Below are 22,398 nucleotides of genomic sequence, written 5' to 3' on the forward strand. Positions count from 1 at the left end.
AAAAATTCAGTTAGACTTTTTAATGATACAAAATGGAATTAATGGAGAGAATATGGATATTTCATTGCTTGCGGATCATCAACAAGATGCCCCCCTTATTGCTAAATGGTATTTAACAGAATGGGGGCATAGCATGCCAGAAACAGTTAAAACGACGTTAACTGAGAAGGTTTTACTAGGTGTTAATAAAGACGCTTTCCCTATGACTATTCTGGCACATATTGATCAAGCGTTAGTCGGTGTTGCTGAGCTTAAATATCGCGAATTAGAACAATACCCTAATTGGCATCATTGGTTAGATGGCGTGTATGTACCGGGTGAGCAGAGAGGTAATGGGGTTTCTAGCAAATTGATTCTTGAGGCCATTGCAAAAGCAAAACACTTAAAAGTTCAATCGCTATATTTGCGTTGTGAAGACCATAATATCACACTGTATGAAAAGTATGGATTTGTCTCTGTTAAGTCAGAAATCGATAGGGTTGGAAATAACGATGTTAGAAAAACTGTGATGGTGTTAACGATCAGCGAGAAAGCTTCAACATCAAATATCGTAGCAGCTAACTTATGAGTATTTCACTGGGCCAAACTTCTTTAAGTCATGTTGCGATTAGTTGCACCGATTTAGAACGATCGATTAGGTTTTATACTCAGGTGTTAGGCCTTGAGGTGAATGAATCTCTTGGACGTCATAAAGGAAATATAAAATTAGCGATAGGTGCTGGTACCTATATTGAGTTATTCCCTTTTGAAATGTATCAGACGCGTAACCAAGGTACTTTGGTACATTTTGCCCTGAACGTCACATGCTTGAACACTGCTATGGCGTTTCTTGAATCTAAAGGCGATCCCATTCTAAGGGGGCCTTTTGATATTAGAGGCTTTGATGAACAGTTAATTGTAAGACGTGTTGCTTTTATTCAAGGACCGGATGGAGAAGAAATCGAATTAGTGCAAAGTGTTTAAATAGGTAAATACCGTTTTAAATCACATTATATAAATAATTTATGGAATAGAAGGATCTATGATAAATAATCAATTTCAACTTTACCCTGTCATCCTTGTTGTATTTTTAGGCTGTGCGGGTGTTTCATTTCCTTATCCCATTCTTGCACCCTTGTTTTTAGCGGATACGCCTAATGTATTGAATAGCTTTTTAGGTATTCAAGCTGAGTTATTGCTTGGGGCGGTCATTGCTGCATACCCCTTAGGCATGATTATCGGTAGCAGTGTTCTGGGAGCTTGGTCTGATCGTATAGGCCGAAAGCGTTTATTAAGTTTGTCACTCATTTTTACGGTTATTGGTTATGCTGCCAGTGCCTTAGCGCTTTATTATGGCAATTATCTTTTATTTTTAGCCACGCGCTTTTGTGTCGGTTTGTGCGAAGGTAATGTGTCGGTGGCTAGGGCTATTGCGACAGATTTAGCCGGCGACGCGGATAAATCTATCATGCTCTCTAAAATAAATGCTGCCGTATATTCTGGCTTACTTGCAGGGCCTATCATAGGTGGTAGCTTAGGTGAGCTTGCTGTAGAGTTTGCCTTTGTATTAGCTATGCTGATTTATATTTTTTGTTGGCTTATTGTGTTGTTTTGGGTACAAGAGACGAAACAAAATACTCTCAATTCAGCTCAGAAAAAACCTAAATTAGCATTATCAAAAATTCTCTCCAATAAACGTTATTTAAGCCTTTTAGTTGTACAGCTGGTCATGGCAGTAGGTACCACAGGTGCCTATCATTTTATTCCCGTTTGGCTAACGAGTGTGCATGAATTAGGGCCTAAAGACATAGGTTTTAATGCTGCTGTTATGAGTGCATTTATGATACTAACAAGCCTATATTTAGTGAAAACACTTACCCAAATGATGAGTAAAGAAGCTATTTACATTGTGTTTGCGAGCCTGCTTGCCTCTTTGTATGGGTTAATGGTGTTCTTACCTGTCAATTTGTCGCTGTATGCATTTATGCTAACTGGCATTCCTATTGCTCTGTTAAGCGGTACTTTTCCCGCTTATGTTGTTGAATGTTTAGGACAGGAACGTTCAGGGTTGTTGCTTGGAAGTTTGAGCTCAATGACGAGTATAGCGTCTGTTATTGTCGCTATTATCGGCTCTTTATCACTCACTTTAAGTCATAGTGCACCGATTTTAATATCTGCCGTTTTTTGTGGGTTAAGCGCTTGTTTATTTTTGTGTGTGATTCTGTTCAAAGATGATACCTATATCAGCGAGCTAAATAAGTAAGCGAGTTAAAGTGTTTTAGTTGCTTTAATTATAATTAATAGGTTGAATGAAAAGAATCTTATTAAGATTTTCTTATATAATGCGCGTATCACAACTTATGCTTTATATTTTGAAAGCCTCATTTTTAGGTTTTTATATGGATGTATTATGCCCCGTATTCTCTTAATTTTAGTGTTAATACCATGTTTGAATAGTCACGCAGATGAGAGCTTCTCTGCAGAAGAATATCAGTCTGCCACAAGGTTCGATGTGCTTTTAGGGCCTTCATTCGGTGATAGAAGCATTACTATCACTGATAAAGATAGCTCTCAGGAAGCGGCTAAATTCACAACGGATGGTATTGAATTTGTACCCAGTGTTTCTATTCGTACAAAGCCTGAATATATCTGGGACGATAAGAATTGGTCTTATACTTTTTCCGCGAACTTTGTCTCATCAAAACTCGACAAACAAGTACAAACAGAGGGTTCAGCGTCCTCAAATTTAAATAATTTAGGCACCGAAATAGAAGGACTATCCATCTACTTAACTCCTATCCTCTATTACCAGTTTGCTCGTGAAACACCCGATACTTGGCAATATAGAGCGGGGGTAGGCATGGGGATAGGTTACCAGGATCATGAAGGCAGTTTTGTTGTCACTAATTCTGATCATACTAATTTTGGGCAGACAGAAAAGGTGAACTATTCTGGCGTCAGTTTATCCGCAGGTATCTATTTAGAAGCCAGTTATAAACGTCATCATATTATGTTTAATGGTGATCTTATCGCAACATCGCCTTCAAACTCTGAGTATCAATACTTAGAAAACAATATTTCGCTAAAATATCAGTATCGAGTGCATTCCTTTATGTTTGGCTTCTAATTAGGATCAAGCTTCTAATTAAAGATTACTCTGCTTATAGCCTGTATGATGACCAAGTGGCGCTTTAATCTGAGTGCCAATAATATTTTTTAGATAAACCATCAGGAAAACAGCAAATATGTCTCTACTTTTTAAAGAAATTGATAGCCAAGCATCACCTATAGGTGAAATCTCATTGCGCAGGCGACGTATTCCTGCACTTGGAGATCGGGATATTTATGAGGTGAAGCTTGGTGAAGAGTTTTTAATGTCGAGTATGTTTGTGGACGCCGAAGAGGCGTTATCAGAACTTGGACTAGCAGCTGTTCAAGGGGATGACTTAAGTGTCGTTGTGGGTGGTTTAGGGCTGGGTTATACCGCCGTCACAGCGCTTAAAGATTCACGTATTAAGGAACAGCTCGTTGTTGATTTTCTTGATACTGTGATTGGTTGGCACAAAGATGAATTAGTCCCTCTTGGTAAAATATTAAATGCAGATCCACGCAATCGTTATATTCATGGCAGCTTCTTTGATTTAGCCATTGATCCTGACAATGGCTTTGACCCTGAAGCACCAGGTAAAAAGTTTGATGCTATCTTGTTAGATATCGACCATTCGCCAACTGAGTTCCTTGCCGCAAGTAATGCCTCATTTTATTGTACTGAGAAACTAGCATTGATGGCTGAGCAACTTAAACCACAAGGTGTGTTTGCCATGTGGTCACAAAACCTGCCTGAAGAAAGTTTTGAAACCTTGTTAAAAACGGTGTTTGATAAGGTTGAATCACATGTTGTGAAATTTGATAATCCGTTCCAAGGTGGCGTAGCGACTAATTCGGTTTACGTGTGCGTGAAGGGCATTTAAATAATCAGGTTCCTTAACTTTTTGATAATACTTTAAAGAAAAGCTTAAACAATGAAAATACGTTTTGAAAATACAGCTGATCATAAGGCGATTGAAGCGATTACTTATCAAGCGTTTGAGAATCACCCTCATCACGAACCTGGGGCTAAGCCAAGAGAGCACCTTATTGTTGATGGATTGAGAGAGAACGGCGCTTTAAGACTTTCATTAGTCGCTGAAAATGAAACCGGCATAGTAGGGCATATTGCATTCTCACCTGTCAAAATTGCAGGTGAAGCTAGTTCATGGTTTGGATTAGGACCCGTATCAGTTAAGCCTGAGTATCAAGGTAAAGGGGTTGGTAGTCAGTTAATCTTAAAAGGTTTAAATGAGTTAGTCTCTCAGGGTGCACAAGGCGTTGTTTTATTAGGAGAACCAGAATATTACGCTCGTTTTGGCTTCAAACCAGAAAGTGAGCTGACTTTAACGGGTGTACCTGCACAATACTTTCTTGTTAAGGCGTTAACCTCATCACCTTTACCAATGGGTGAAGTAAGTTATCACCAAGCATTCAATGTTTAAGGAACCTGCGAATAAGTCCTCCCGCCTCAGCGTGTGGATAAAAGCGCCTAGGTTTATGGCGAGGGGCGTAACTTAATAGTTATTCTATTGATAAGGCCCTCAACTTAAAGATAGGGCTTTTAGACCACGCCCTTCGGGTCTTTGAAGAATACCTAAGCGGCATTTCAGAAAAAGGGTCACCCCGTGTTGTCCCTTTTCGAAAGGTGCCTACAGCTCTTATCAGAAAAAAGCGGCAAAGTGACGCCTTGCTTGACGCTTTTTCCGAAAAGACTGAGAAGAGGTGACTTCATCGTAGGTTCCTTAATCTAATTTGATTATCTTGACTACTGTTTATATAAACAGTATTTTTTACTCATCTGTATTTTTATGAGTAATTAAGATGATTGAAATTAAATCTTCCAAAGATATAACGCGACTTCGTCGTTTAGCTTTATCTGCTCAAGGTTTATTACAAGCCCAACCATTTGGAAGCGGTAAGTTGGGCGCTTGTAATGCCATCAATCATCTTGGTTACGTGCAAATTGACACTATTTCTGTGGTGGAAAGAGCACATCACCACGTTTTGCATTCTCGGGTGCCCAAGTTCAAAGCAGAAATGACAAATGAACTGATGGTTAATGGTGACATTTTTGAGTATTGGTCCCATGCTGCTGCCTTCTTACCTATGTCTGATTTTCGTTATTCATTACCTTATAAAGAAGCAATTAAATCAGGCCAGACTCACTGGTATAAAGATCCTGATACAGTTTACATGGCAGAACTCTTAGCGCGTGTTCGCACTGATGGGCCGCTACGTTCTCGTGATATTGAGACACAAACTAAGAAACAAGCAGGCTGGTGGGATTGGAAGCCGGCAAAAAAGGCTTTAGAGCAGCTTTATATGCAAGGCGATTTGATGGTGAGTAGCCGTGAAGGTTTCCAAAAAACTTACGACTTAACTGAAAGAGTCCTACCTGATTATGTTAATACGAGTTTTCCTAGTCTTGAAGAGTTTGCTGAACATTTATTATCACAGCAATTAAGGTGTCATGGTTTTGTGTCTCTTAAAGGACTTACTTATTTAAGACGCAATACTGGTTTGCGTAAAGCAATGAAAGCTTTGTTATCCGCCCGACTAGATCAAGGGCTTTTAGAACAAATTCAATTAGTTGATGGTGAGATTTATGTGATCGAAAAGAGGGCTTTAGAAAGCAAGCTTCCAAGATCACTAAAACGATTTCAAATATTATCGCCTTTCGATAATAGCCTTATACAAAGAGAGAGACTGAAAAGTATTTTTGGTTTTCAATATCAAATCGAATGCTATGTGCCAGAAGCAAAGCGTCAATATGGTTATTTTAGTTTACCTCTTTTGTACCAAGATGAATTTGTCGGTCGAATGGACTGTAAAGCCCATCGTAAAGATAAACATTTTGAGATTAAGTTTTTACACTTTGAAGACTCTTTTATAGATAAAGTGTCAAAACATAAAAAAGGTTATGAAGCTGAATTCGTGGTCTCTAGTTTTGCAGAAGCGCTTCAAGCATTTAGCCGTATTCAAAAGTGTGATAGTACTTCTCTTACTAAAATGCAGCCAGTGCACCTGCATAATGATTTTGTTAAGGCGCTAGAAATGCTTAACGGGAATCATGAAGTCTGTAAATAACAGTTTCTATTAAAGTAAGTCAAAAGGAATAGCTGAAATGCGAGAGACATTTAGGGATAAAATTATCCAAGTATGTAATCAGAAAATAGAGAGTAAAGGCGACAATGTTGGCTTATCGTTTTATGCCTTTTTCAAGAATAAAAATGATGATCCTGATTTGCTAATGGAAGCGGCTACTTGGTGGATTCAAACACACAAACTAGATCATTTCGAGAAGGCGACTAAAATCAAAAGCATGATCGAAAAAGGTGATTAGGTTCTATCAAATAGGCCTTGAACGAAATTGGCTTAGAAAAAAATTGAGTTGGAACGAAATGAATAAAGTGAATGCTAAGAAGTTACGTCATACTAAATGGACTGCGATTCAGCCTCAAAATAAAGAAAAACACTTTCTTGTATCAGATGTTGAGTTTGACGAAGAGGGCAATGTGATTAAATGCCAGCTTGAAGCGATTATGACAAAACGTTTGTTTGACATTAATTGGCAAGACTTAAGAGATAGTCAGGTTTGGCAACAGGGCTGGTGTTAGAAGTCCTTTACCTTATATCAATTAAATACAGCTAGATTAAAACCAGATACAGGCAGCTTAAGTCGCCTGTATCTAGCTTATTTAAAGAGAAGTCTTAAGAGCCTTCTTTGTGTAAATGAACATCCATTTGTGGGTAAGGAATGCCAATGCTATTTTTATCAAAAGCGTATTTAACGGTTTCAAGCAGATCTGCTCTTACATTCCAATAATCTTCTGATTTAACCCAAGGTCTTAGGTTAAAGTTTACTGAGTTATCAGCAAGCTCAGCGACAGCAATAACGCACTCAGGGTCTTTTAAAATACGCTCATCAGCAGCAACAATTTCTTCCATAATCTGTTTTGCTTGACGAATATCTGCGTCATAGCTGATCCCTACAACAAGGTCTAGACGACGTGTCTTTTCACGAGAGTAGTTGATAATAGAACCATTCATCATGGAAGCATTTGGAATGATAACAACCCGATTATCGGGTGTTTTAAGGTAGGTATGGAATAGCTCGATTTTATCCACTGAGCCTGACTCACCACCACCTTCAATATAATCGCCGCTTTTAAATGGTCGTAACAAGATAATAAGTACACCAGAGGCAAAGTTAGATAAGGAGCCTTGAAGTGCCAAACCAATGGCTAAGCCTGCCGCACCTAAAATTGCGATAAAGGAGGTCGTTTCTACACCAACTTGATCTAACGCCATTAAAATAACGGCCGCAAAAAGTAGTGCATAAATAATACTGGTAGAAAAGCCAACCACCGCTTTATCAACGGAAGATTTTAGCATGAGGTGCTCGCACCATTTAGCTAATTTTGCAGCAACAAACTTACCTATAAAGAAGATGACAAGGCCAATGACTAAATTAGTTGCCCCTTCTGTGATGAGTGGCATCCACTGCGAACCTTGATCAAATAAGTCCTCTATGTCCTTCATACTTTTAAACCTCAATACCTAGAATTAATAATGATTGGTGAATTGGTTTGAATAGTAAGGCTTATACGTGAAATAGTCTTCACTAAGTTTGTTAGCAAACAATCAATTATTGTTATTTTTAAGTTAACTAAAGCCGATAAAACTTTGAATTAAGCTGTTCGAAAAATAAGGTGGGTGAAAAACACTCATTTGAATGATTTGTTAGTCATGATATTGAAAAGACATCTAAAATTATCTTTATTGAATTCGATAAGTGGTTTAATACTCGTTAGATTCGATTCGCTTTCTCAATGAAGGCCTAAATTCGGGGAATGCATAAAGGTAACAAGGAATGTTAATCTAAGTTATTAATTTACAAGCAGGGATGCAAATGATTAAAAAAGCCAATAAAGATGATATAAAAGTCATTTGCTTTTTATCAAATGAAATAAATGCCGAGCACCATGACGCTATGCCAAACACCTTTTCTGCACTGGGTGAGATAGCGCGTGATGCTGACCTTTGGCTCGCTCATATGGCAAGAGAAGAAAGCGATATTCTACTCATTGAAAGGCGCGATGAAATAGTTGGAATGGCCTCTGTGTCGATTCCAACAGGCCCTAAGCCCTCTTTTTTGACGGATAAGAGAACCTGCCATTTAACGACTATTGTTGTTGCTTCTTCTGCAAGGCGACAAGGTTTAGGTAAAAAGTTGATGCGTGCAGTGGAGGGGCATGCTCACGAGAATGGCGCGTCTGAAGTGCTGTTAGAAGTGATGCAGTTTAATCATTCTGCAATAAATTTTTATTTATCTATGGGTTATGGTGACTTCTCAACGAAGTTGGTGAAACCTTTGACGTAGCTTGGCAGGCTATTAACCAAACTGGATGGGATATGAATATATTAGTATATGGAGACTCACTTTCATGGGGCATTATTCCGAACTCCAGAGATCGTTTAGTCTTTGCTAAGAGGTGGACTGGCGTCTTACAGCAAAAATTAGGGGATGAGTGTCGAGTAATAGAAGAATGCCTAAATGGCAGAACAACTATTTTTAATGATGTCACTCGACCACAAAGAAATGGGCTAGAGACAGTAAAAATGGTTATAGAGTCTCATTCACCGATTGATCTAATGATCATTATGCTAGGAATTAATGATTTTCAGGATGTCATAGATGCCAACGCTAAAGAGAGTGCTGCTGGTCTAGCTAATCTCATTCGTACAGTACAGAGTATAAAGCCAGAACCTATGGCGAAGCCTGTTCAACTCTTGGTCATTATCCCCCCAGAAATAAAACAACCTTTGGGGCAGATGGCGGTTAAATTTTCAGGCTTTCAAAAAGGGAAGGGGTCAGAAACTGAATACTTGAAACAAATTAAAGCGCTCAAAGTAGATACGTTATTAGCTTCTGACCATGTTTCATTAAGTCAGTTTGATGGTATTCATCTAGATGTGGAAGAGCATTATGTTTTGGGACAAGTGATCGCTGAGCGAGTGTTAGCAATATCAAAATTACTGTTGTGAAGCTATAGAGTTAAAGATGAAAGCATTTAATGAATAGAAATACTGGAGAAGAAACAAAAGTGAATTGGATCATTAGACCTGCAACTCCTGACGATGCTCAAGGGGTGATTAATATACTTAATCCTATTATTGAAGAGGCTAAATATACCATCTTAGACATCCCTTTTTCCTTGGAAGAGGAGGTGGCATTTATCGAAAGCTTCCCTGTAAATGGTATTTTTAATTTAGCCATTCATCCAGAAACTCAGCAAGTAGTGGGTTTTCAAGTGATAGAACCCTTTGCAACCTACACCCATGCCTTTGATCATGTAGGAGTCATTGGTAGTTTTGTTGATTCAGGTTTTATGCGAAAAGGCATTGCATCAAGTTTATTTCTAGCAAGCTTCGAAATAGCGAAAACAATGGGTTATGAAAAGTTATTTGCCTATGTCAGGCAAGACAATGAAAGGGCACTTGCGACTTATTTAAAACAAGGCTTTGAGCAAATAGGGCTTGCTAAAAAGCACGCAAAAATACGTGGTGAGTACATTGATGAAGTTTTAATTGAGAAATTTCTGAACGCTAATACAAAGTAATTTAAGCGAGTGAGGGATAAGTTAAATGTCGATACGACCCTTTATAAAAGATGACTATTCTAAGATTTTAGAAATATACGCCAAATCAAAATTAGATGAATTACGATTTGAGAAACAAGAGTTTGAATTGCTACCTCTTGAAAGTGATGCGACAAGGTTAGCCGAGTTAACTGAGTCAGATATTTATGTATATGAAGAAGCAGAAACTGTTGCCTACGGGGCCGTATATGGTAATGAAATAAGGGCCTTATTTGTAAGCCCTGACGCAAGAGGTAAAGGTATTGGAAAAAATCTGCTGGAGTATCTTTTATCTATCGTTAAAGAGCCTATCTCTCTTTATGTGGCTAAAACAAATCTGGTAGCTAAATCGTTATATAAAAACTATGGCTTTAAAGTAGTAGAAGAGTTTAAAACTGATTATAACCAAGCCCCAGTTATTGCTAATAAGATGGTAGCTATTAACAGATATGAGTCTGTTGATTGATAAATATATGATTAGATACGCTAGAAAAGAGGATGCTAGTAATTTAGCTGTCCTATCTCTTAGGGTCTGGCTTGATACTTATGCGACAGAAGGGATTAAAGCTAATTATTCTGAATATGTTCTTCGTCTATTCACTCCTGCATATTTTGACTCTCTGATCAGAGCTGATTTGCATTGTATGGATGACGAGGTAATTGAAAGCCCATATAGAATATTAGTTTGTGAGCAAGAGGGCGTCCTTAAAGGATATATTCTGATTAACCTTGCTTCACATTTTGATGATAATAGTCAGTATGGATTTGAAATCGAAAAGCTCTATGTGGATGCGAAATTCGAAGGTTTAGGAATTGGTCGAAGTTTAATTGAGGCTGTAAAGCAAAACTTTGGACACTTTTTTTGGCTCTATACCTGGGTAGAGAATGAATCTAACCATTTTTATACTTATCTAGGCTTTAAGAAAATTGGCCAGTTTAACTTTTGTTTTAATGAGCAGCTGATTGAAAACAATGTTTACCATTATTCTGAAACAGCCGTTTTAGCCTAAGGATAAAAAATGGTACGTCATTTTTTGATTATCAACTTTCTCTTTATTTTTTCATTAAATTTAAATGCTAAAGAAAGGCTTGTATTTGAGAATCAAGAAGGCACATTGGCTGGTGTCTATCTACCTCAATTAAATCATGATAAAGCAAAAGCAGTAATTTTGTTTGTCCATGGTGATGGCCCTCTAGCATATGATGCTGAGGGTTATTATGAACTGATTTGGCATCCTTTAAGGCAACTAGGTTATGCAATATTTAGTTGGGATAAAGCTGGCGTCGGTAATTCTTCTGGTAATTGGCTGGATCAATCTATGCTGGACAGGCAATCAGAAGTGAATGCCGCAATTCAATTTATCCAAAGTAAATATGGTTATACCAAGGAAACTACAGGGCTGTTGGGTTTTAGCCAGGCTGGATGGGTTCTACCTGCAATTGCTGCACAGTCTAATGATATTGGATTTATGATAGGGATAGGTTTTGCTACTAACTGGAAACAGCAAGGTCGGTATTATTCAAAAGCTAAACACACACTTGCGAATAAGACATCTACAGAAATTGAATTGGAATTAGCTAATTATGAACAAGATTTTAGCTTTTTAAAGACTCAGCCTAGCTATGATAAATATGTTGAAAGCGATGAATACTTTAAAGGCGATGACAAGCAGGCTATGTCTTACGACCGATATCAATTTGTCTTAAAAAACATGAACGCTGATGCGTCAAAGGAGTACAGCAAAGTCTCTATACCTAGCTTATTCATGTGGGGGGAGGATGATTTAAATGTTGATGCAAAGTATGAATTTGGGTACTTAGAAGGGATTGATAATGAATGGTTAACCTTGAAGCTTATTCCAAACGCAAGTCATGGCATGCTAGTTTCGTCTATTTTTAATACTCAAACTTTTGGGTTAACCCAGTGGTTGAAAATGATGTGGTATGAAGAAGACTCTTTTGCTAATGCGTTTTTACCAGAATTAGTTCAATGGTTAGAGGTGGATAGGTTAGAAGTTGATAAACAAAACGTTAATCATAAGGCCAAACATTAAAATATTCGGCCTTATTCATTTATTAACTAGTGATTATCAAGTTCAAAAAGCCTTAAATAGTCTCTTGTTTTTTTAGACAAACTCGCTTTTTCATCTTCACTGATAAAGCTGGCTTCAATAGCATTCAGGGTAAATTGCGTGGCCTCTTCTTTACTCATTGGATGTGCATTGACCACCGCAAGAAAGTTATCTGTCATATAACCTCCGAAGTAGGCTGGATCATCAGAGTTTATGGTGACACATAAACCTTTACGCATAAGTTCTATGATGTTGTGGTCTTGCATTTTTTCAAACACTTTGAGTTTTGTATTTGATAATGGGCAGACGGTAAGAGGGATTCGTGCTTTGGCTAAGGTTTTCACCAGCTCCTCATCATCAGTACAGCGAACACCGTGATCTATGCGGGTGATCTTAAGTAAATCCAAAGCATTGGTTATCCAATTTGCTGGGCCTTCTTCACCTGCATGGGCAACTGTCAGGAAACCTTCTGCAATCGCTTGATTAAATACTCGTTCAAACTTCTCTGGTGGGTTACCAAGCTCAGATGAATCCAAACCAACACCGATAATTTTGTCTTTATGAATGAGTGCAGAGTAGAGTGTTTCAAAGGCAGAGGCTTCATCAAGATGACGTAAGAAGCACATAATGAGTTTACTGCTTATCCCTAGATGAGTTTTGCCTTTTTCTAATGCTCTATGTATACCATTAACCACGATATCAAAATTAACTCCTCTTTGAGTGTGTGTTTGAGGATCAAAGAAAATTTCAGTATGAATAACATTATCTTCTTTACAGCGGAGTAGGTATGCCCAAGTGAGGTCAAAAAAATCTTCTTCTTGGATGAGTACATTAGCTCCTTGATAATAAATATCTAAAAAAGACTGTAGATTATGAAATTGATAGGCGTCTTTTACTTCTTCAACATTATTAAATGGGATATCTATCTGGTTACGCTTCGCTAGTTGAAACATGAGGTCAGGTTCTAATGTGCCCTCGATGTGTAGGTGAAGTTCAACTTTAGGTAGATTTTCAATGAAATTTTTCATGACAGAATCCTTAATAAACTAATTTATTAAGCACTTATCTACTTAGTAAACTGAGACTGTTTAGTTACAAAGAGAAAAGCGCATAACGCAAAACTCTTCGTAATCAGGAATTATCGGTTCCTGGTAGAGACCCCCAAACCATATTAGTGGGGTTATACGAAAGGACTTAAGCTGTAACTCAAGTCCTTTAATTATCCCTTGATTCAGTTTAACAGTCAATATCCTCAGGTTTAATTCGTATTGCTATATATGTTTCTATTTTTATTGGTATTCTGATAAAGGAGATAAATGACAAGGACTCATGATGACAAACGAGATGTTTAACCAATTTTGCCAAAAATTTTCAGGAACAAGCCATGTTGTGCAATGGGGAAATGCTGATGTATGGAAGGTCGGAGGAAAAGTCTTCGCCGTTGGCTGGCTTAAAGAAGGGAATATGGCCATTACTTTTAAAACGTCTGATGTTAATTTTGATTTTTTAGGTCAGCATCCAGATTACCAACCAGCACCTTATTTTGCGAACCGTGGTATGAAATGGATTCAAATTGTCAATAGCACAGCAGATAATGATGACGATTTAAGTTATTACTTGTCAGAGTCTTATCGATTAGTCTCTTTGAAGTTGACTAAAGCAAAACAAAAAGAGTTAGGTCTGAATCAAAATCTGGAATAATATCTTTAGTGCTTAATTAGTGACACTTAAAAGGATTAATAATGAAAATAGCGGTTTTTTGTGGTTCAAGTAATGGTAATAATCCCGAATATGTTAAAGCGGCACAAGCGCTAGGACGCTACTTTGCAGAGCAAGGTATAGATTTGGTTTATGGGGGAGAGAAAGTTGGCCTAATGGGGGCTATTGCTGATTCAGTTTTAGCCCATGGAGGTAAAGTCTTCGGTGTCATACCAGAGCATCTGAAACAACGAGAAATAGCTCATAAAGGTCTTACTGAATTAAGAGTTGTTGCTGATATGCATGAAAGAAAAGCCATGATGGCAGATATGGCCGATGCGTTTGTTGCGCTTCCCGGTGGCGCAGGTACCTTAGAAGAAATTTTTGAGGCTTGGACATGGGCTCAATTAGGCCATCACACTAAACCTTGTGCCTTTTATAATGTGAATGGTTTTTATGATCTTTTGAAAGACATGATTAATAAGATGAGTGCTTCCGGCTTTGTTAAGCCTCATTATGCCGACATGCTGATTCATTGCTCTGATGCCGAAACATTGGTTCATTCGATTAAAACCTATCAAGCGCCGCAAAAAAAGTGGCATTCTAATGAAAAAAACTCTTTCACTAAGAAGTCTTAACGCTTATCAGGAAAGTGGCGATGGGACAAATTCAAACCTAGTTAACCCTGTTCATACCTATGTTGTTGCTGGGGATTATAAAGTGACACTTACAGTGAACGACAGTACAGGAGATCAAGATAACTTTGAAAGAAGTTTAACTATTAGCGCTGAGTGATGCTGAACCATTCAGCGAGATTCAGTCTACAAACCTTGAATATAAGTAAAAAATCATGTTAAAACACTCCACTTTTGAGCTTTATTGAGCTCTTAAGCAAGTTATTTATGTTTGATAGTGTATAGGAGATGTTTTGTCGAATCAGAGTGCTCACCATAATGAGGCTGAAGGCGTCAGCAAACCAGTGGGTGTTTTGATTTCAATTGGGTTTTGTATTGTTTTTATTGCTTTTTTTGCGGTTATCATCATAGCGACTCAATTTGGTTTATTCCCTGCGTACGCAACTGAGGGCTATTATTTTCAACAAACAGGATTGTTTGTTAATTTACTCTCAAACATGATGATTTGTATGGGGTTAGCTTGTTCTCTTTCTTATCTAAAACAAGATGCCATTTACTGGGCACTTGGTCTATTTCTATTTGATTTTTTTTCTACCAGTTATTGGGTTCTTACTCATAACTGGTTTGATATTGTGGGATTAAAAGAGCTTTTCGCAATTTCTATTTTCTGGTCAGGAATCTGCGTCATTTTTGTTTACTGCCTAAAACTTAAAAAGAAAAAACTGCTTAGTTAAGCCGTCTCTTTATAGGGTAAGGTGCTGATAGCGTTTCGGGGAACGTGTCGATTATATGTAGTCTTAGTGGAATTTACCTAAGTGAGTAGCTTATAGCCCACGCTTCTTTTAGAATACTAATAGTAAAATATATTTATTTTAAATACTTGATTTTAGAGAAAATTATTATGCCTAAAGCCAGTGAGATCAAAAAAAATACAGCTGTTGAATATAATGGTGAAGTATATATCGTAAGGGATATCGAACGTTCAGTACCTCAAGGACGTGCCGGCGGAAGCATATATCGTATGCGTATGTATAATGTGGTTAACAATCATAAAATCGATGAGTCTTTTAAAGATTCAGATATGATCAACTTAGCCGACTTAGTAAGACGTGCTTCTGTTTTTTCTTATTCTGATGGTAATGAATATGTCTTTATGGATAACGAAGATTACTCTTCATATAGTCTAGATAAAGATGCTATAGCTGATGAGTTGCTGTTTATTACAGAAGAAACGGCTGGTCTTCAAGTTATCATGGTAAATGATGCGCCTGTGGGGCTTGAGTTACCTATCAATGTTGAATTAACCATTGAACAAACAGATCCTTCAATTAAAGGTGGTTCTGCAACAGCAAGGACTAAACCTGCTGAGTTAACGACGGGTCTTATCATACAAGTGCCTGAGCATATTTCGACAGGTGATAGAATTAAGATTAATGTTGAAGAGCGTAAGTTTGTTGGCCGTGCCGACGCAAAATAAAATTACGACTCTCTTTCTGAAGAGCGGCCTTTAAACTAAGGCCGCTCTTTTATTATCTATTGATTCTCTCTAGTTGCTACTTTTCTTTTATGGCATCTTCAAAAAACTGAATAAAGGTTTGACTCGCTTTAGATAAGTAGTGACTTTTCTTCCAAGCTAACCCAAGCTCGAAACTCATTTTAGGAAGGAAAGGGATCGCTTTAATTTTATCTTCAGCAACCAGCGTTCTCGCTAAGCAAGTTGTAATTCCTATCTCATTTTTAACTAAGCTTTTTTGTAATTCGATTAAATTCGTCTCCATACGAATATCTAATGTAATTTGATTTTGCTTAGAGAAGTGGCTGACAGATTCCCTGAGAAAGTAGCCTTCGTGGAATAAGACAAGAGGGTAACGACAAAACTCAGCTAGATTCGTGTGCGAATTTAGGGCAAGCTCATGACTTATCGCCATTGCGGCGACCACTTCTTCTTCCATTTTTGCTGTGTAACGTAATTGCTCATTCTCATGATCACAGCGTACCAGAGCTATATCTAGCTCTCCATTGATTAGCATGGTTTCAAGCGCGGCAGTACCTTGATCAATCAAGTGTATCTTTATATCTGGAAACATCTTTTTAAATTGAGTCAGTAACTCTGGGAAGAAGTAAGAGCCCATCATGGCGGATACGCCAAGTGATACCTCACCTTTCATGCCACCTTTAAGCTCTTCTAGGGCTAAACTCATTTGTTGAGATTGCTCTAACAGTGAACTGGCATACTGATAAAAAACCTTGCCATCAGCAGTAAGAAGTGCATTTTTTTCAGCCCGATTTATGAGTTTTAAACCAACTTCTTGTTCAAGCTTTTGCATAGCAATGGTTAAAGCAGGCTGTGCTATGCCTATTTTTCTAGCCGTACGGGTAAAGTTACCTAATTGAGCAAGCTGACAGAAGTAATCAAGGCGTTTTAAATTCATAAATAAGGCTCTATAGAAAACTCATTTAATATAATAAAGTTATGAAAAGTATAAAAACTATATATTATATTTATTTTATATGAATCGGTAGACTCAAGATAAATTAAGATAACATGTCTAATTCAGGAATTAATTATGAGCAAGTCACTAACCCCTTTTAACTGGCAAGACCCTATGATGCTGGATGCACAACTGACAGAAGAAGAGAGAATGATTCGTGATAGTGCTCATGATTATTGCCAAGAAAAGCTTTTACCAAGAGTGTTAGAAGCAAACCGTAATGAGCGTTTTGATCGTGAAATAATGAATGAGCTAGGTGAGCTAGGTTTATTAGGCGCGACTTTACCAGAAGAGTACGGTGGTAGCGGTATTAATTATGTGAGTTATGGTCTGATAGCAAGAGAAGTTGAACGAGTGGATAGCGGTTATCGTAGTGCTATGAGTGTGCAATCTTCTTTGGTCATGCATCCTATTTATACTTATGGTAGCGAAGCCCAGCGACAAAAGTACTTACCTAAATTAGCAAGCGGAGAATGGGTGGGCTGCTTTGGTTTAACTGAACCAGATTCCGGCAGTGACCCTGCTTCTATGAACTCGCGAGCGGTACCTACTGAAGGTGGCTATCGTTTAACGGGTAATAAAATGTGGATCACTAACTCACCGATAGCAGATGTCTTTGTGGTCTGGGCCAAACTTGAGGGCGTGATTCGAGGCTTTATTCTTGATAAAGGTATGTCTGGTTTATCCGCGCCAAAGATAGAAGGTAAGTTTTCTCTGCGTGCTTCTATTACGGGTGAAATTGTCATGGATGATGTGTTTGTACCAGAAGAGAATATGTTCCCTGACATTAAAGGGTTGGCGGGGCCATTTGGCTGTTTAAATAAAGCGAGATATGGTATTGCTTGGGGAGCGATGGGCGCGGCTGAGTTTTGCTTTGAAGCATCGCGCACTTATACCCTTGATCGTAAACAATTTAACAGGCCACTTGCTGCCAACCAATTAATACAGAAAAAGCTAGCAGATATGCAAACTGACATCAGTCTGGGTTTGCAAGGTTGTCTGCAAATGGGTCGTTTGATGGACCAGAAGCAATGTCCTGTTGAACTGATCTCTCTCATGAAGCGAAATAATTGTGGTAAAGCATTAGAGATAGCACGTGTTTCCCGTGATATGCACGGCGGCAATGGCATCAGCGATGAGTTTGGTGTTATTCGTCATGTGATGAATTTAGAAGCGGTGAATACTTATGAAGGTACACATGATGTGCATGCATTAATTCTAGGGCGTGCGATCACAGGCTTACAGGCATTTTGCTAATGAAAACAGCATTAGAAAATATTCGAGTATTGGATTTAAGCCGAGTATTAGCTGGCCCTTGGGCGTCGCAATTGCTTGCTGATATGGGAGCGCATGTTATCAAAGTTGAGCGACCTAAAAAAGGCGATGATACTCGCTTTTGGGGACCTCCATTTATTAAAGAGGCAAGTGCTAAACAGCCGCCGCAAGCGGCATACTTCCATTGTGCTAATCGCAATAAAGAGTCAATAGCCATTGATATTCGTACCAAGCAAGGGCAAGCCGTTATTAAGTCTCTGATAGCATGTTCTGATGTATTGATCGAAAACTATAAAGTCGGTGGACTGGCTAAATATGGTTTGGATTACGATAGTGTGCGTCAGTTAAACCCTAAACTTGTCTATTGCTCTATCACTGGATTCGGTCAAAGTGGTCCTAGTGCCCATAAAGCCGGTTACGACGCCATGATACAAGGTGAGGGTGGGTTAATGAGCCTGACAGGAGAGCCAGAAGGTGAACCTGTGAAAGTGGGTGTTGCCCTTGTTGATGTTATGACTGGCCTCTATGCCTCAAATGGAATACTCGCAGCCTTAATGGCACGCCATCATACGCAACTAGGGCAGCATTTAGATATTGCTTTATTAGATGTACAAATGGCGACATTAGCGAATCAAGGCATGAACTATCTTGCCACTGGTGAAAACCCTAAACGACAGGGAAATGGCCATCCTAATATTGTTCCATATCAAACTTTTGCAACACAGGATGGCAATGTGATTTTAGCCATAGGGAATGATGAGCAGTTTGCTAAGTTTTGTACCCAAGCTAAGCTTGGAGCCTTACTAGAGGGTAATAGGTTTATAACAAACGAACAGAGAGTAATGAATAGGGATAAGTTAATTCCTATTATTGCCGCTAGATTAGCTGAAGAAGCAACACCTTTTTGGATTGAGTCTTTAGAGCAAGTCGCTGTGCCTTGTGGTGCGGTGAACACGCTTGATAAGGTTTTTGATCATCCTCAGTTAAAACACCGAAAGATGGTAAGACAGCTTCCAGATAAAAAAGGAGATATGTTTGCAAGCATTGTGTCTCCGATTAATTTATCGCTCACGCCGCTTTGCTATAAAAGCGCACCACCTGATTTAGGGCAAGACAGCGAAAAAGTTTTGCAACAAACATTAGGTTTAGAGCAAAACGAAATACAAACTTTGTTTGATACTGGTGCCGTTAGTTGATCTCAAAAATAGGACTAGCCTTTATTATGATGCGATAAAGGCGAATCTAGAATAAGCGTGATAGGGGGATTTAATTGTGTCTGACATTCACTTTCCTTGTGTAAATCAGTTATTGATAGTGAGTCGGTTTTAAATTGTAAAAACTGACGTCTAAATGATTATATTTAAATTTGAGTAATTTGTATTGAATTAATTCTTAATTTTTCTGTCTTTATATAGCGAAAGACACAGCCTCAATTTATTGAATTAGGAAAGGACATCCAATGCAAAAAAGACTGATATTTCTATGCTTAATTAAAAGTTTGTTTTTAAGCCAATTAACCTTTGCAGGTAAGCTTGAAAGTACCTCCTATACACTTGATCGTGATGACGAATCTAGCATCATTTTTTATCTGAAAAAACAACCAAGCTCTGCTGAAAACTTACTCTTACTCATTCAAGGGTCTGACTGTAATAGTGTTTATCACAATAACATTATTAATGAGGTTTTCTCTGCTAGCTTGAATGATAAAGATGTATTAACTATAGAAAAATATGGCATTGATAAAAACCTTAGTTGGAATACTAGTAGCGAGCGTAACGACTGCCCACAAGACTACATAAACAATGACTCTCCATCGCAAAGAGTGAAGGATATTAAACAGGTTTTAAAGCATGTTATGGCCTCTAAACAGTATAAGAAATTAGTTGTTTTAGGTGGAAGTGAAGGGGCCTTGGTGGCGAATATGTTATCAGCTCAATTTGAGAAAGTGACTCATACTATTGCAATTAATGGTGGCGGAAGATGGTTTCTAGATGATGTCATTTACAATATTGAGCAAACCACGACGGATGAAAACTATGAATCTCAGAAACAGGGTTTTTTAGGCTTTACACAACACCTTTTAAATACCCCTAAATTTGATCTAACTATGAGTGGCCATGGCTATCGCTGGTGGCGTGAAATGCTTGAGATAGATCAAACTGAGGCGATTAGGCAAATAGATAATCCTATATTTATTATTCAAACTGAAGATGATTTAAATGTTTCCCCAAAACTTGCCTTGCAACAAGCCCAATTTTTAATGGCAACCAAGAGCAATATCTTATATAAAGCCTATCCAAATTTAGATCATGGTTTTAAACGAGCAAGCGGCGTGTCAGAAGCCCATAGTGTTGTTGTTGATATACAAGCTTGGCTTAATTAAGTACTTGTTTGAATAAAAGCAGTTGAAAATATATTTAAGGATGAAGAAAGTGTTAGAAGATAAACCGTATTTAGAGTCTAAAAGACTCAAGCTAAGGCAATGGCAAGAAAGTGATCTAGCCGCTTTTGCCAAACTCAATGGTGACGCTAAAGTCATGGAATTCTTTCCAAACCCATTAGACAGAAAACAAAGTGATAAGCTGGCAGAACGTTTAAAGATAAATATTAGCGAAAATGGCTATGGCTTTTGGGCGCTTGAATTAATCGAGAGTAATACCTTTATCGGCTTTGTTGGATTAAATAAAGTGGAGACAGGAACAGGTATTCCTCATGCTCCTATGGTTGAAATAGGTTGGCGTTTAGCTGCAAGTCATTGGGGAAAAGGGTATGCACCAGAAGCTGCGAAGTTAGCATTAGATTACGCTTTTAGAGAGCTAAAGCTTGATGAGGTATATTCCTTTACCAGCTTATTAAATGAGCCCTCTCAAAGAGTGATGCAAAAGATTGGTATGCAAAATATGAATCAAGATTTTGATCATGGAATGTTAGAAGAAGGGCATAGACTAAGGCGTCATTGCCTTTACAGAATATCATCTGATGATTGGCTGTTATCAAAGTAATTTATGAGGCTTTTATTGATTTAGAAACAAAATTAGTAAATTAAAACATTAACTTGCCATCATTGTGCTAGCCTTAGTTGAATCGATTGCTAGGGGGATGTTGATGAAGTACCTATCTTTAGTTTTAATGCTCTTTTTTTCTTGGCCAATTTTTGCCCAAACTCATGAAACATTAGACTTAACTCAATCCTGGGTAGGTTATACCGCTCTTGGGATATTTATTTGTGCCTATGTGTTCGTCATTTTTGAGGAGCAATTAGGGTTGAGAAAGTCAAAACCGGTTTTAATTGCAGCGGGCTTAATTTGGATTCTATTGGCTTATGTGTACAAAGTAGCTGATAAATCAGAACATATTGAACATGCAATTCGCCATAATTTCTTAGAATACACAGAGCTGTTTTTCTTTTTATTAGTCGCAATGACTTATATAAATGCCATGTTAGAAAGAGGAGTATTTGCCCAACTTCGCAACTGGCTTATAAATAAAGGCTATTCTTATCGATCTTTATTTTGGGTAACTGGCATACTTTCTTTTTTTATATCCCCTGTTGCCGATAACTTAACCACGGCTTTAATTATGTGTGCTGTGGTGATGGCTGTTGGAGAAGGTCATAGCAAATTCATTGGGGTGGCATGCGTTAATATCGTCGTTGCAGCCAATGCTGGTGGGGCCTTTAGTCCATTTGGTGACATAACAACGCTTATGGTTTGGCAAAAAGGTGTGATTGCCTTTACAGGTTTTTTTGACCTCTTTATACCATCGCTTGTTAATTACCTAGTGCCTGCCTTTATTATGCAATTTGCAATTGCTAAAGGTTGCCCAATGTCTTCTGTCACCAGTGAGAGGGTGATGAAGTTTGGTGGGAGTACAACGGTATTACTATTCCTTCTCACCATATTGACGGCCATTTGTTTACATAGCTACCTTCATATACCGCCTGTATTTGGCATGATGCTTGGTCTTGGCTATTTAAAACTATACAGTTTTTACCTAATGCGTAAATCAAACCAATGGACTCAGCAAACAGAAAATCCACCGGGCTCAGAAGATGATCCATATAACTTTGATGTATTTGATAAGATTGCCCAATCAGAGTGGGACACTCTGTTCTTCTTTTACGGCATTATTCTGGCTGTCGGTGGTTTAGGGTTAATCGGCTATTTAAGTCTTACCTCAACCTTTTTATATGGGGAGTTGGGAGCAACACAGGCGAATATACTAGTGGGAATTTTGTCAGCTATTGTCGATAACATTCCTGTCATGTTTGCTGTTTTAACCATGGCGCCAGATATGTCATATAGCCAATGGCAGCTTGTGACTTTGACAGCAGGAGTTGGAGGAAGTTTATTGTCTATTGGTTCAGCAGCAGGGGTCGCTTTAATGGGGCAGGCTAGAGGTCAATATACCTTTTATACTCACTTAAAATGGATGCCTGTGATTGCTCTGGGTTATGGGGCGAGTATTTATTGCCATCTATTGATCAACACTTAAGGCCCTAAAACTTGAGACCTTA

Annotated in this window: 28 protein-coding genes and 1 riboswitch; of the genes, 25 read left to right on the forward strand and 3 right to left on the reverse strand. The window is 38.2% G+C overall.

Annotation, left to right across the window (positions count from 1 at the left end; genetic code table 11):
* Window positions 1-52 precede the first annotated feature (52 nt).
* The 9 genes from Q0A08_RS02235 to Q0A08_RS02275 all read left to right on the forward strand — a co-directional run bounded on the left by Q0A08_RS02235 (window position 53) and on the right by Q0A08_RS02275 (window position 6,686).
* Complete coding sequence (locus Q0A08_RS02235) at window positions 53-568, forward strand: GNAT family N-acetyltransferase (protein ID WP_438464520.1); 516 nt, start codon at window positions 53-55, stop codon at window positions 566-568.
* Window positions 565-963 carry a VOC family protein gene (locus Q0A08_RS02240; RefSeq protein WP_438464522.1) on the forward strand — a complete coding sequence of 133 codons (399 nt, stop codon included), beginning with the start codon at window positions 565-567 and terminating at the stop codon, window positions 961-963. The genes Q0A08_RS02235 and Q0A08_RS02240 overlap by 4 nt, the downstream gene beginning before the upstream one ends.
* Window positions 964-1,021: 58 nt before the next feature.
* A complete protein-coding gene (locus Q0A08_RS02245) occupies window positions 1,022-2,242 on the forward strand; it encodes an MFS transporter (protein ID WP_438464523.1) in 1,221 nt (406 codons plus the stop codon).
* A gap of 147 nt (window positions 2,243-2,389) precedes the next feature.
* Window positions 2,390-3,106, forward strand: a complete 717-nt coding sequence (locus Q0A08_RS02250) for a hypothetical protein (protein WP_438464525.1) — start codon at window positions 2,390-2,392, stop codon at window positions 3,104-3,106.
* Window positions 3,107-3,224: 118 nt separating this feature from the next.
* Window positions 3,225-3,950, forward strand: coding sequence for a spermidine synthase (locus tag Q0A08_RS02255; RefSeq protein ID WP_438464526.1), 726 nt, complete (start codon window positions 3,225-3,227; stop codon window positions 3,948-3,950).
* A 51-nt stretch (window positions 3,951-4,001) separates the two neighbouring features.
* Window positions 4,002-4,511: a GNAT family N-acetyltransferase gene (locus Q0A08_RS02260; protein ID WP_438464527.1), complete on the forward strand. Its 510-nt coding sequence runs from the start codon at window positions 4,002-4,004 to the stop codon at window positions 4,509-4,511.
* 379 nt (window positions 4,512-4,890) lie between these two features.
* Window positions 4,891-6,156, forward strand: coding sequence for a winged helix-turn-helix domain-containing protein (locus Q0A08_RS02265; RefSeq protein ID WP_438464529.1), 1,266 nt, complete (start codon window positions 4,891-4,893; stop codon window positions 6,154-6,156).
* Between the two features lie 37 nt (window positions 6,157-6,193).
* Window positions 6,194-6,412, forward strand: coding sequence for a DUF6500 family protein (locus tag Q0A08_RS02270; protein ID WP_438464530.1), 219 nt, complete (start codon window positions 6,194-6,196; stop codon window positions 6,410-6,412).
* Window positions 6,413-6,470: 58 nt separating this feature from the next.
* A complete protein-coding gene (locus Q0A08_RS02275; protein WP_438464532.1) occupies window positions 6,471-6,686 on the forward strand; it encodes a TIGR02450 family Trp-rich protein in 216 nt (71 codons plus the stop codon).
* 94 nt (window positions 6,687-6,780) lie between these two features.
* Here Q0A08_RS02275 and Q0A08_RS02280 read toward each other — a convergent pair whose 3' ends face one another.
* A complete protein-coding gene (locus Q0A08_RS02280) occupies window positions 6,781-7,611 on the reverse strand; it encodes a mechanosensitive ion channel family protein (protein ID WP_438464533.1) in 831 nt (276 codons plus the stop codon).
* Between the two features lie 370 nt (window positions 7,612-7,981).
* Here Q0A08_RS02280 and Q0A08_RS02285 point away from each other — a divergent pair, with 370 nt between their 5' ends.
* From Q0A08_RS02285 to Q0A08_RS02310, 6 genes are read left to right on the forward strand one after another with little or no spacing between them, the layout of a single operon-like run.
* Entirely contained in the window at window positions 7,982-8,452 is a 471-nt protein-coding gene (locus Q0A08_RS02285; RefSeq protein WP_438464535.1) for a GNAT family N-acetyltransferase, read from the forward strand.
* A gap of 32 nt (window positions 8,453-8,484) precedes the next feature.
* The gene (locus Q0A08_RS02290) at window positions 8,485-9,117 is read left to right on the forward strand and encodes an SGNH/GDSL hydrolase family protein (protein WP_438464536.1); all 633 of its coding nucleotides are present in this window, start codon (window positions 8,485-8,487) and stop codon (window positions 9,115-9,117) included.
* 29 nt (window positions 9,118-9,146) lie between these two features.
* Complete coding sequence (locus Q0A08_RS02295) at window positions 9,147-9,692, forward strand: GNAT family N-acetyltransferase (protein WP_438464537.1); 546 nt, start codon at window positions 9,147-9,149, stop codon at window positions 9,690-9,692.
* Between the two features lie 25 nt (window positions 9,693-9,717).
* Window positions 9,718-10,176 (forward strand): GNAT family N-acetyltransferase, encoded by a 459-nt coding sequence (locus Q0A08_RS02300; RefSeq protein ID WP_438464539.1) that lies wholly within the window; start codon window positions 9,718-9,720, stop codon window positions 10,174-10,176.
* The gene (locus Q0A08_RS02305) at window positions 10,160-10,720 is read left to right on the forward strand and encodes a GNAT family N-acetyltransferase (protein WP_438464540.1); all 561 of its coding nucleotides are present in this window, start codon (window positions 10,160-10,162) and stop codon (window positions 10,718-10,720) included. The genes Q0A08_RS02300 and Q0A08_RS02305 overlap by 17 nt, the downstream gene beginning before the upstream one ends.
* 9 nt (window positions 10,721-10,729) lie before the next feature.
* Window positions 10,730-11,764 (forward strand): alpha/beta hydrolase, encoded by a 1,035-nt coding sequence (locus Q0A08_RS02310; RefSeq protein ID WP_438464542.1) that lies wholly within the window; start codon window positions 10,730-10,732, stop codon window positions 11,762-11,764.
* Between the two features lie 26 nt (window positions 11,765-11,790).
* Here Q0A08_RS02310 and Q0A08_RS02315 read toward each other — a convergent pair whose 3' ends face one another.
* Window positions 11,791-12,810 (reverse strand): adenosine deaminase, encoded by a 1,020-nt coding sequence (locus Q0A08_RS02315; protein ID WP_438464543.1) that lies wholly within the window; start codon window positions 12,808-12,810, stop codon window positions 11,791-11,793.
* Between the two features lie 80 nt (window positions 12,811-12,890).
* Window positions 12,891-12,990, reverse strand: a riboswitch (purine riboswitch).
* Window positions 12,991-13,114: 124 nt separating this feature from the next.
* On the opposite strand from Q0A08_RS02315, the gene Q0A08_RS02320 reads away from it, so the two are divergent.
* From Q0A08_RS02320 to efpL, 5 genes are all read left to right on the forward strand, one after another.
* Entirely contained in the window at window positions 13,115-13,483 is a 369-nt protein-coding gene (locus Q0A08_RS02320) for an MmcQ/YjbR family DNA-binding protein (RefSeq protein WP_438464544.1), read from the forward strand.
* Window positions 13,484-13,524: 41 nt separating this feature from the next.
* The gene (locus Q0A08_RS02325) at window positions 13,525-14,118 is read left to right on the forward strand and encodes a TIGR00730 family Rossman fold protein (protein WP_438464545.1); all 594 of its coding nucleotides are present in this window, start codon (window positions 13,525-13,527) and stop codon (window positions 14,116-14,118) included.
* Entirely contained in the window at window positions 14,087-14,275 is a 189-nt protein-coding gene (locus Q0A08_RS02330) for a PKD domain-containing protein (protein ID WP_438464547.1), read from the forward strand. Before Q0A08_RS02325 ends, Q0A08_RS02330 begins: the two co-directional genes overlap by 32 nt.
* Window positions 14,276-14,408: 133 nt before the next feature.
* Window positions 14,409-14,849, forward strand: coding sequence for a hypothetical protein (locus Q0A08_RS02335; RefSeq protein WP_438464548.1), 441 nt, complete (start codon window positions 14,409-14,411; stop codon window positions 14,847-14,849).
* A gap of 167 nt (window positions 14,850-15,016) precedes the next feature.
* A complete protein-coding gene (gene efpL / locus Q0A08_RS02340) occupies window positions 15,017-15,592 on the forward strand; it encodes an elongation factor P-like protein EfpL (RefSeq protein WP_438464549.1) in 576 nt (191 codons plus the stop codon).
* Between the two features lie 76 nt (window positions 15,593-15,668).
* Here efpL and Q0A08_RS02345 read toward each other — a convergent pair whose 3' ends face one another.
* Window positions 15,669-16,547: a LysR family transcriptional regulator gene (locus Q0A08_RS02345; protein WP_438464551.1), complete on the reverse strand. Its 879-nt coding sequence runs from the start codon at window positions 16,545-16,547 to the stop codon at window positions 15,669-15,671.
* A gap of 135 nt (window positions 16,548-16,682) precedes the next feature.
* Here Q0A08_RS02345 and Q0A08_RS02350 point away from each other — a divergent pair, with 135 nt between their 5' ends.
* The 5 genes from Q0A08_RS02350 (at window position 16,683) to nhaD (ending at window position 22,376) form a co-directional block, all read left to right on the forward strand.
* Entirely contained in the window at window positions 16,683-17,864 is a 1,182-nt protein-coding gene (locus tag Q0A08_RS02350) for an acyl-CoA dehydrogenase (protein ID WP_438464553.1), read from the forward strand.
* The gene (locus tag Q0A08_RS02355) at window positions 17,864-19,078 is read left to right on the forward strand and encodes a CaiB/BaiF CoA transferase family protein (RefSeq protein WP_438464554.1); all 1,215 of its coding nucleotides are present in this window, start codon (window positions 17,864-17,866) and stop codon (window positions 19,076-19,078) included. The genes Q0A08_RS02350 and Q0A08_RS02355 overlap by 1 nt, the downstream gene beginning before the upstream one ends.
* Before the next feature lie 263 nt (window positions 19,079-19,341).
* Window positions 19,342-20,265: an alpha/beta hydrolase family protein gene (locus Q0A08_RS02360; protein ID WP_438464555.1), complete on the forward strand. Its 924-nt coding sequence runs from the start codon at window positions 19,342-19,344 to the stop codon at window positions 20,263-20,265.
* 40 nt (window positions 20,266-20,305) lie between these two features.
* Window positions 20,306-20,884, forward strand: coding sequence for a GNAT family N-acetyltransferase (locus tag Q0A08_RS02365; RefSeq protein ID WP_438464557.1), 579 nt, complete (start codon window positions 20,306-20,308; stop codon window positions 20,882-20,884).
* Between the two features lie 97 nt (window positions 20,885-20,981).
* Window positions 20,982-22,376 carry a sodium:proton antiporter NhaD gene (nhaD, locus tag Q0A08_RS02370; protein ID WP_438467592.1) on the forward strand — a complete coding sequence of 465 codons (1,395 nt, stop codon included), beginning with the start codon at window positions 20,982-20,984 and terminating at the stop codon, window positions 22,374-22,376.
* Window positions 22,377-22,398: the final 22 nt, after the last annotated feature.

Origin of the sequence: Marinomonas sp. PE14-40 (assembly GCF_051623805.1) — a bacterium.
Lineage (GTDB): Bacteria > Pseudomonadota > Gammaproteobacteria > Pseudomonadales > Marinomonadaceae > Marinomonas.

Coding starts and splice junctions, on each gene's coding strand:
- Q0A08_RS02315 (WP_438464543.1), bottom strand. CDS start 12,810: ATGAAAAATTTCATTGAAAATCTACCTAAAGTTGAACTTCACCTACAC.
- Q0A08_RS02350 (WP_438464553.1), top strand. CDS start 16,683: ATGAGCAAGTCACTAACCCCTTTTAACTGGCAAGACCCTATGATGCTG.
- Q0A08_RS02365 (WP_438464557.1), top strand. CDS start 20,306: ATGAAGAAAGTGTTAGAAGATAAACCGTATTTAGAGTCTAAAAGACTC.
- Q0A08_RS02320 (WP_438464544.1), top strand. CDS start 13,115: ATGACAAACGAGATGTTTAACCAATTTTGCCAAAAATTTTCAGGAACA.
- Q0A08_RS02330 (WP_438464547.1), top strand. CDS start 14,087: ATGAAAAAAACTCTTTCACTAAGAAGTCTTAACGCTTATCAGGAAAGT.
- Q0A08_RS02270 (WP_438464530.1), top strand. CDS start 6,194: ATGCGAGAGACATTTAGGGATAAAATTATCCAAGTATGTAATCAGAAA.
- Q0A08_RS02235 (WP_438464520.1), top strand. CDS start 53: ATGGATATTTCATTGCTTGCGGATCATCAACAAGATGCCCCCCTTATT.
- Q0A08_RS02255 (WP_438464526.1), top strand. CDS start 3,225: ATGTCTCTACTTTTTAAAGAAATTGATAGCCAAGCATCACCTATAGGT.
- Q0A08_RS02290 (WP_438464536.1), top strand. CDS start 8,485: ATGAATATATTAGTATATGGAGACTCACTTTCATGGGGCATTATTCCG.
- Q0A08_RS02245 (WP_438464523.1), top strand. CDS start 1,022: ATGATAAATAATCAATTTCAACTTTACCCTGTCATCCTTGTTGTATTT.
- Q0A08_RS02325 (WP_438464545.1), top strand. CDS start 13,525: ATGAAAATAGCGGTTTTTTGTGGTTCAAGTAATGGTAATAATCCCGAA.
- Q0A08_RS02280 (WP_438464533.1), bottom strand. CDS start 7,611: ATGAAGGACATAGAGGACTTATTTGATCAAGGTTCGCAGTGGATGCCA.
- Q0A08_RS02305 (WP_438464540.1), top strand. CDS start 10,160: ATGAGTCTGTTGATTGATAAATATATGATTAGATACGCTAGAAAAGAG.
- Q0A08_RS02250 (WP_438464525.1), top strand. CDS start 2,390: ATGCCCCGTATTCTCTTAATTTTAGTGTTAATACCATGTTTGAATAGT.
- Q0A08_RS02275 (WP_438464532.1), top strand. CDS start 6,471: ATGAATAAAGTGAATGCTAAGAAGTTACGTCATACTAAATGGACTGCG.
- Q0A08_RS02240 (WP_438464522.1), top strand. CDS start 565: ATGAGTATTTCACTGGGCCAAACTTCTTTAAGTCATGTTGCGATTAGT.
- Q0A08_RS02300 (WP_438464539.1), top strand. CDS start 9,718: ATGTCGATACGACCCTTTATAAAAGATGACTATTCTAAGATTTTAGAA.
- nhaD (WP_438467592.1), top strand. CDS start 20,982: ATGTTGATGAAGTACCTATCTTTAGTTTTAATGCTCTTTTTTTCTTGG.
- Q0A08_RS02345 (WP_438464551.1), bottom strand. CDS start 16,547: ATGAATTTAAAACGCCTTGATTACTTCTGTCAGCTTGCTCAATTAGGT.
- Q0A08_RS02310 (WP_438464542.1), top strand. CDS start 10,730: ATGGTACGTCATTTTTTGATTATCAACTTTCTCTTTATTTTTTCATTA.
- Q0A08_RS02265 (WP_438464529.1), top strand. CDS start 4,891: ATGATTGAAATTAAATCTTCCAAAGATATAACGCGACTTCGTCGTTTA.
- Q0A08_RS02355 (WP_438464554.1), top strand. CDS start 17,864: ATGAAAACAGCATTAGAAAATATTCGAGTATTGGATTTAAGCCGAGTA.
- Q0A08_RS02360 (WP_438464555.1), top strand. CDS start 19,342: ATGCAAAAAAGACTGATATTTCTATGCTTAATTAAAAGTTTGTTTTTA.
- Q0A08_RS02295 (WP_438464537.1), top strand. CDS start 9,147: ATGAATAGAAATACTGGAGAAGAAACAAAAGTGAATTGGATCATTAGA.
- efpL (WP_438464549.1), top strand. CDS start 15,017: ATGCCTAAAGCCAGTGAGATCAAAAAAAATACAGCTGTTGAATATAAT.
- Q0A08_RS02260 (WP_438464527.1), top strand. CDS start 4,002: ATGAAAATACGTTTTGAAAATACAGCTGATCATAAGGCGATTGAAGCG.
- Q0A08_RS02285 (WP_438464535.1), top strand. CDS start 7,982: ATGATTAAAAAAGCCAATAAAGATGATATAAAAGTCATTTGCTTTTTA.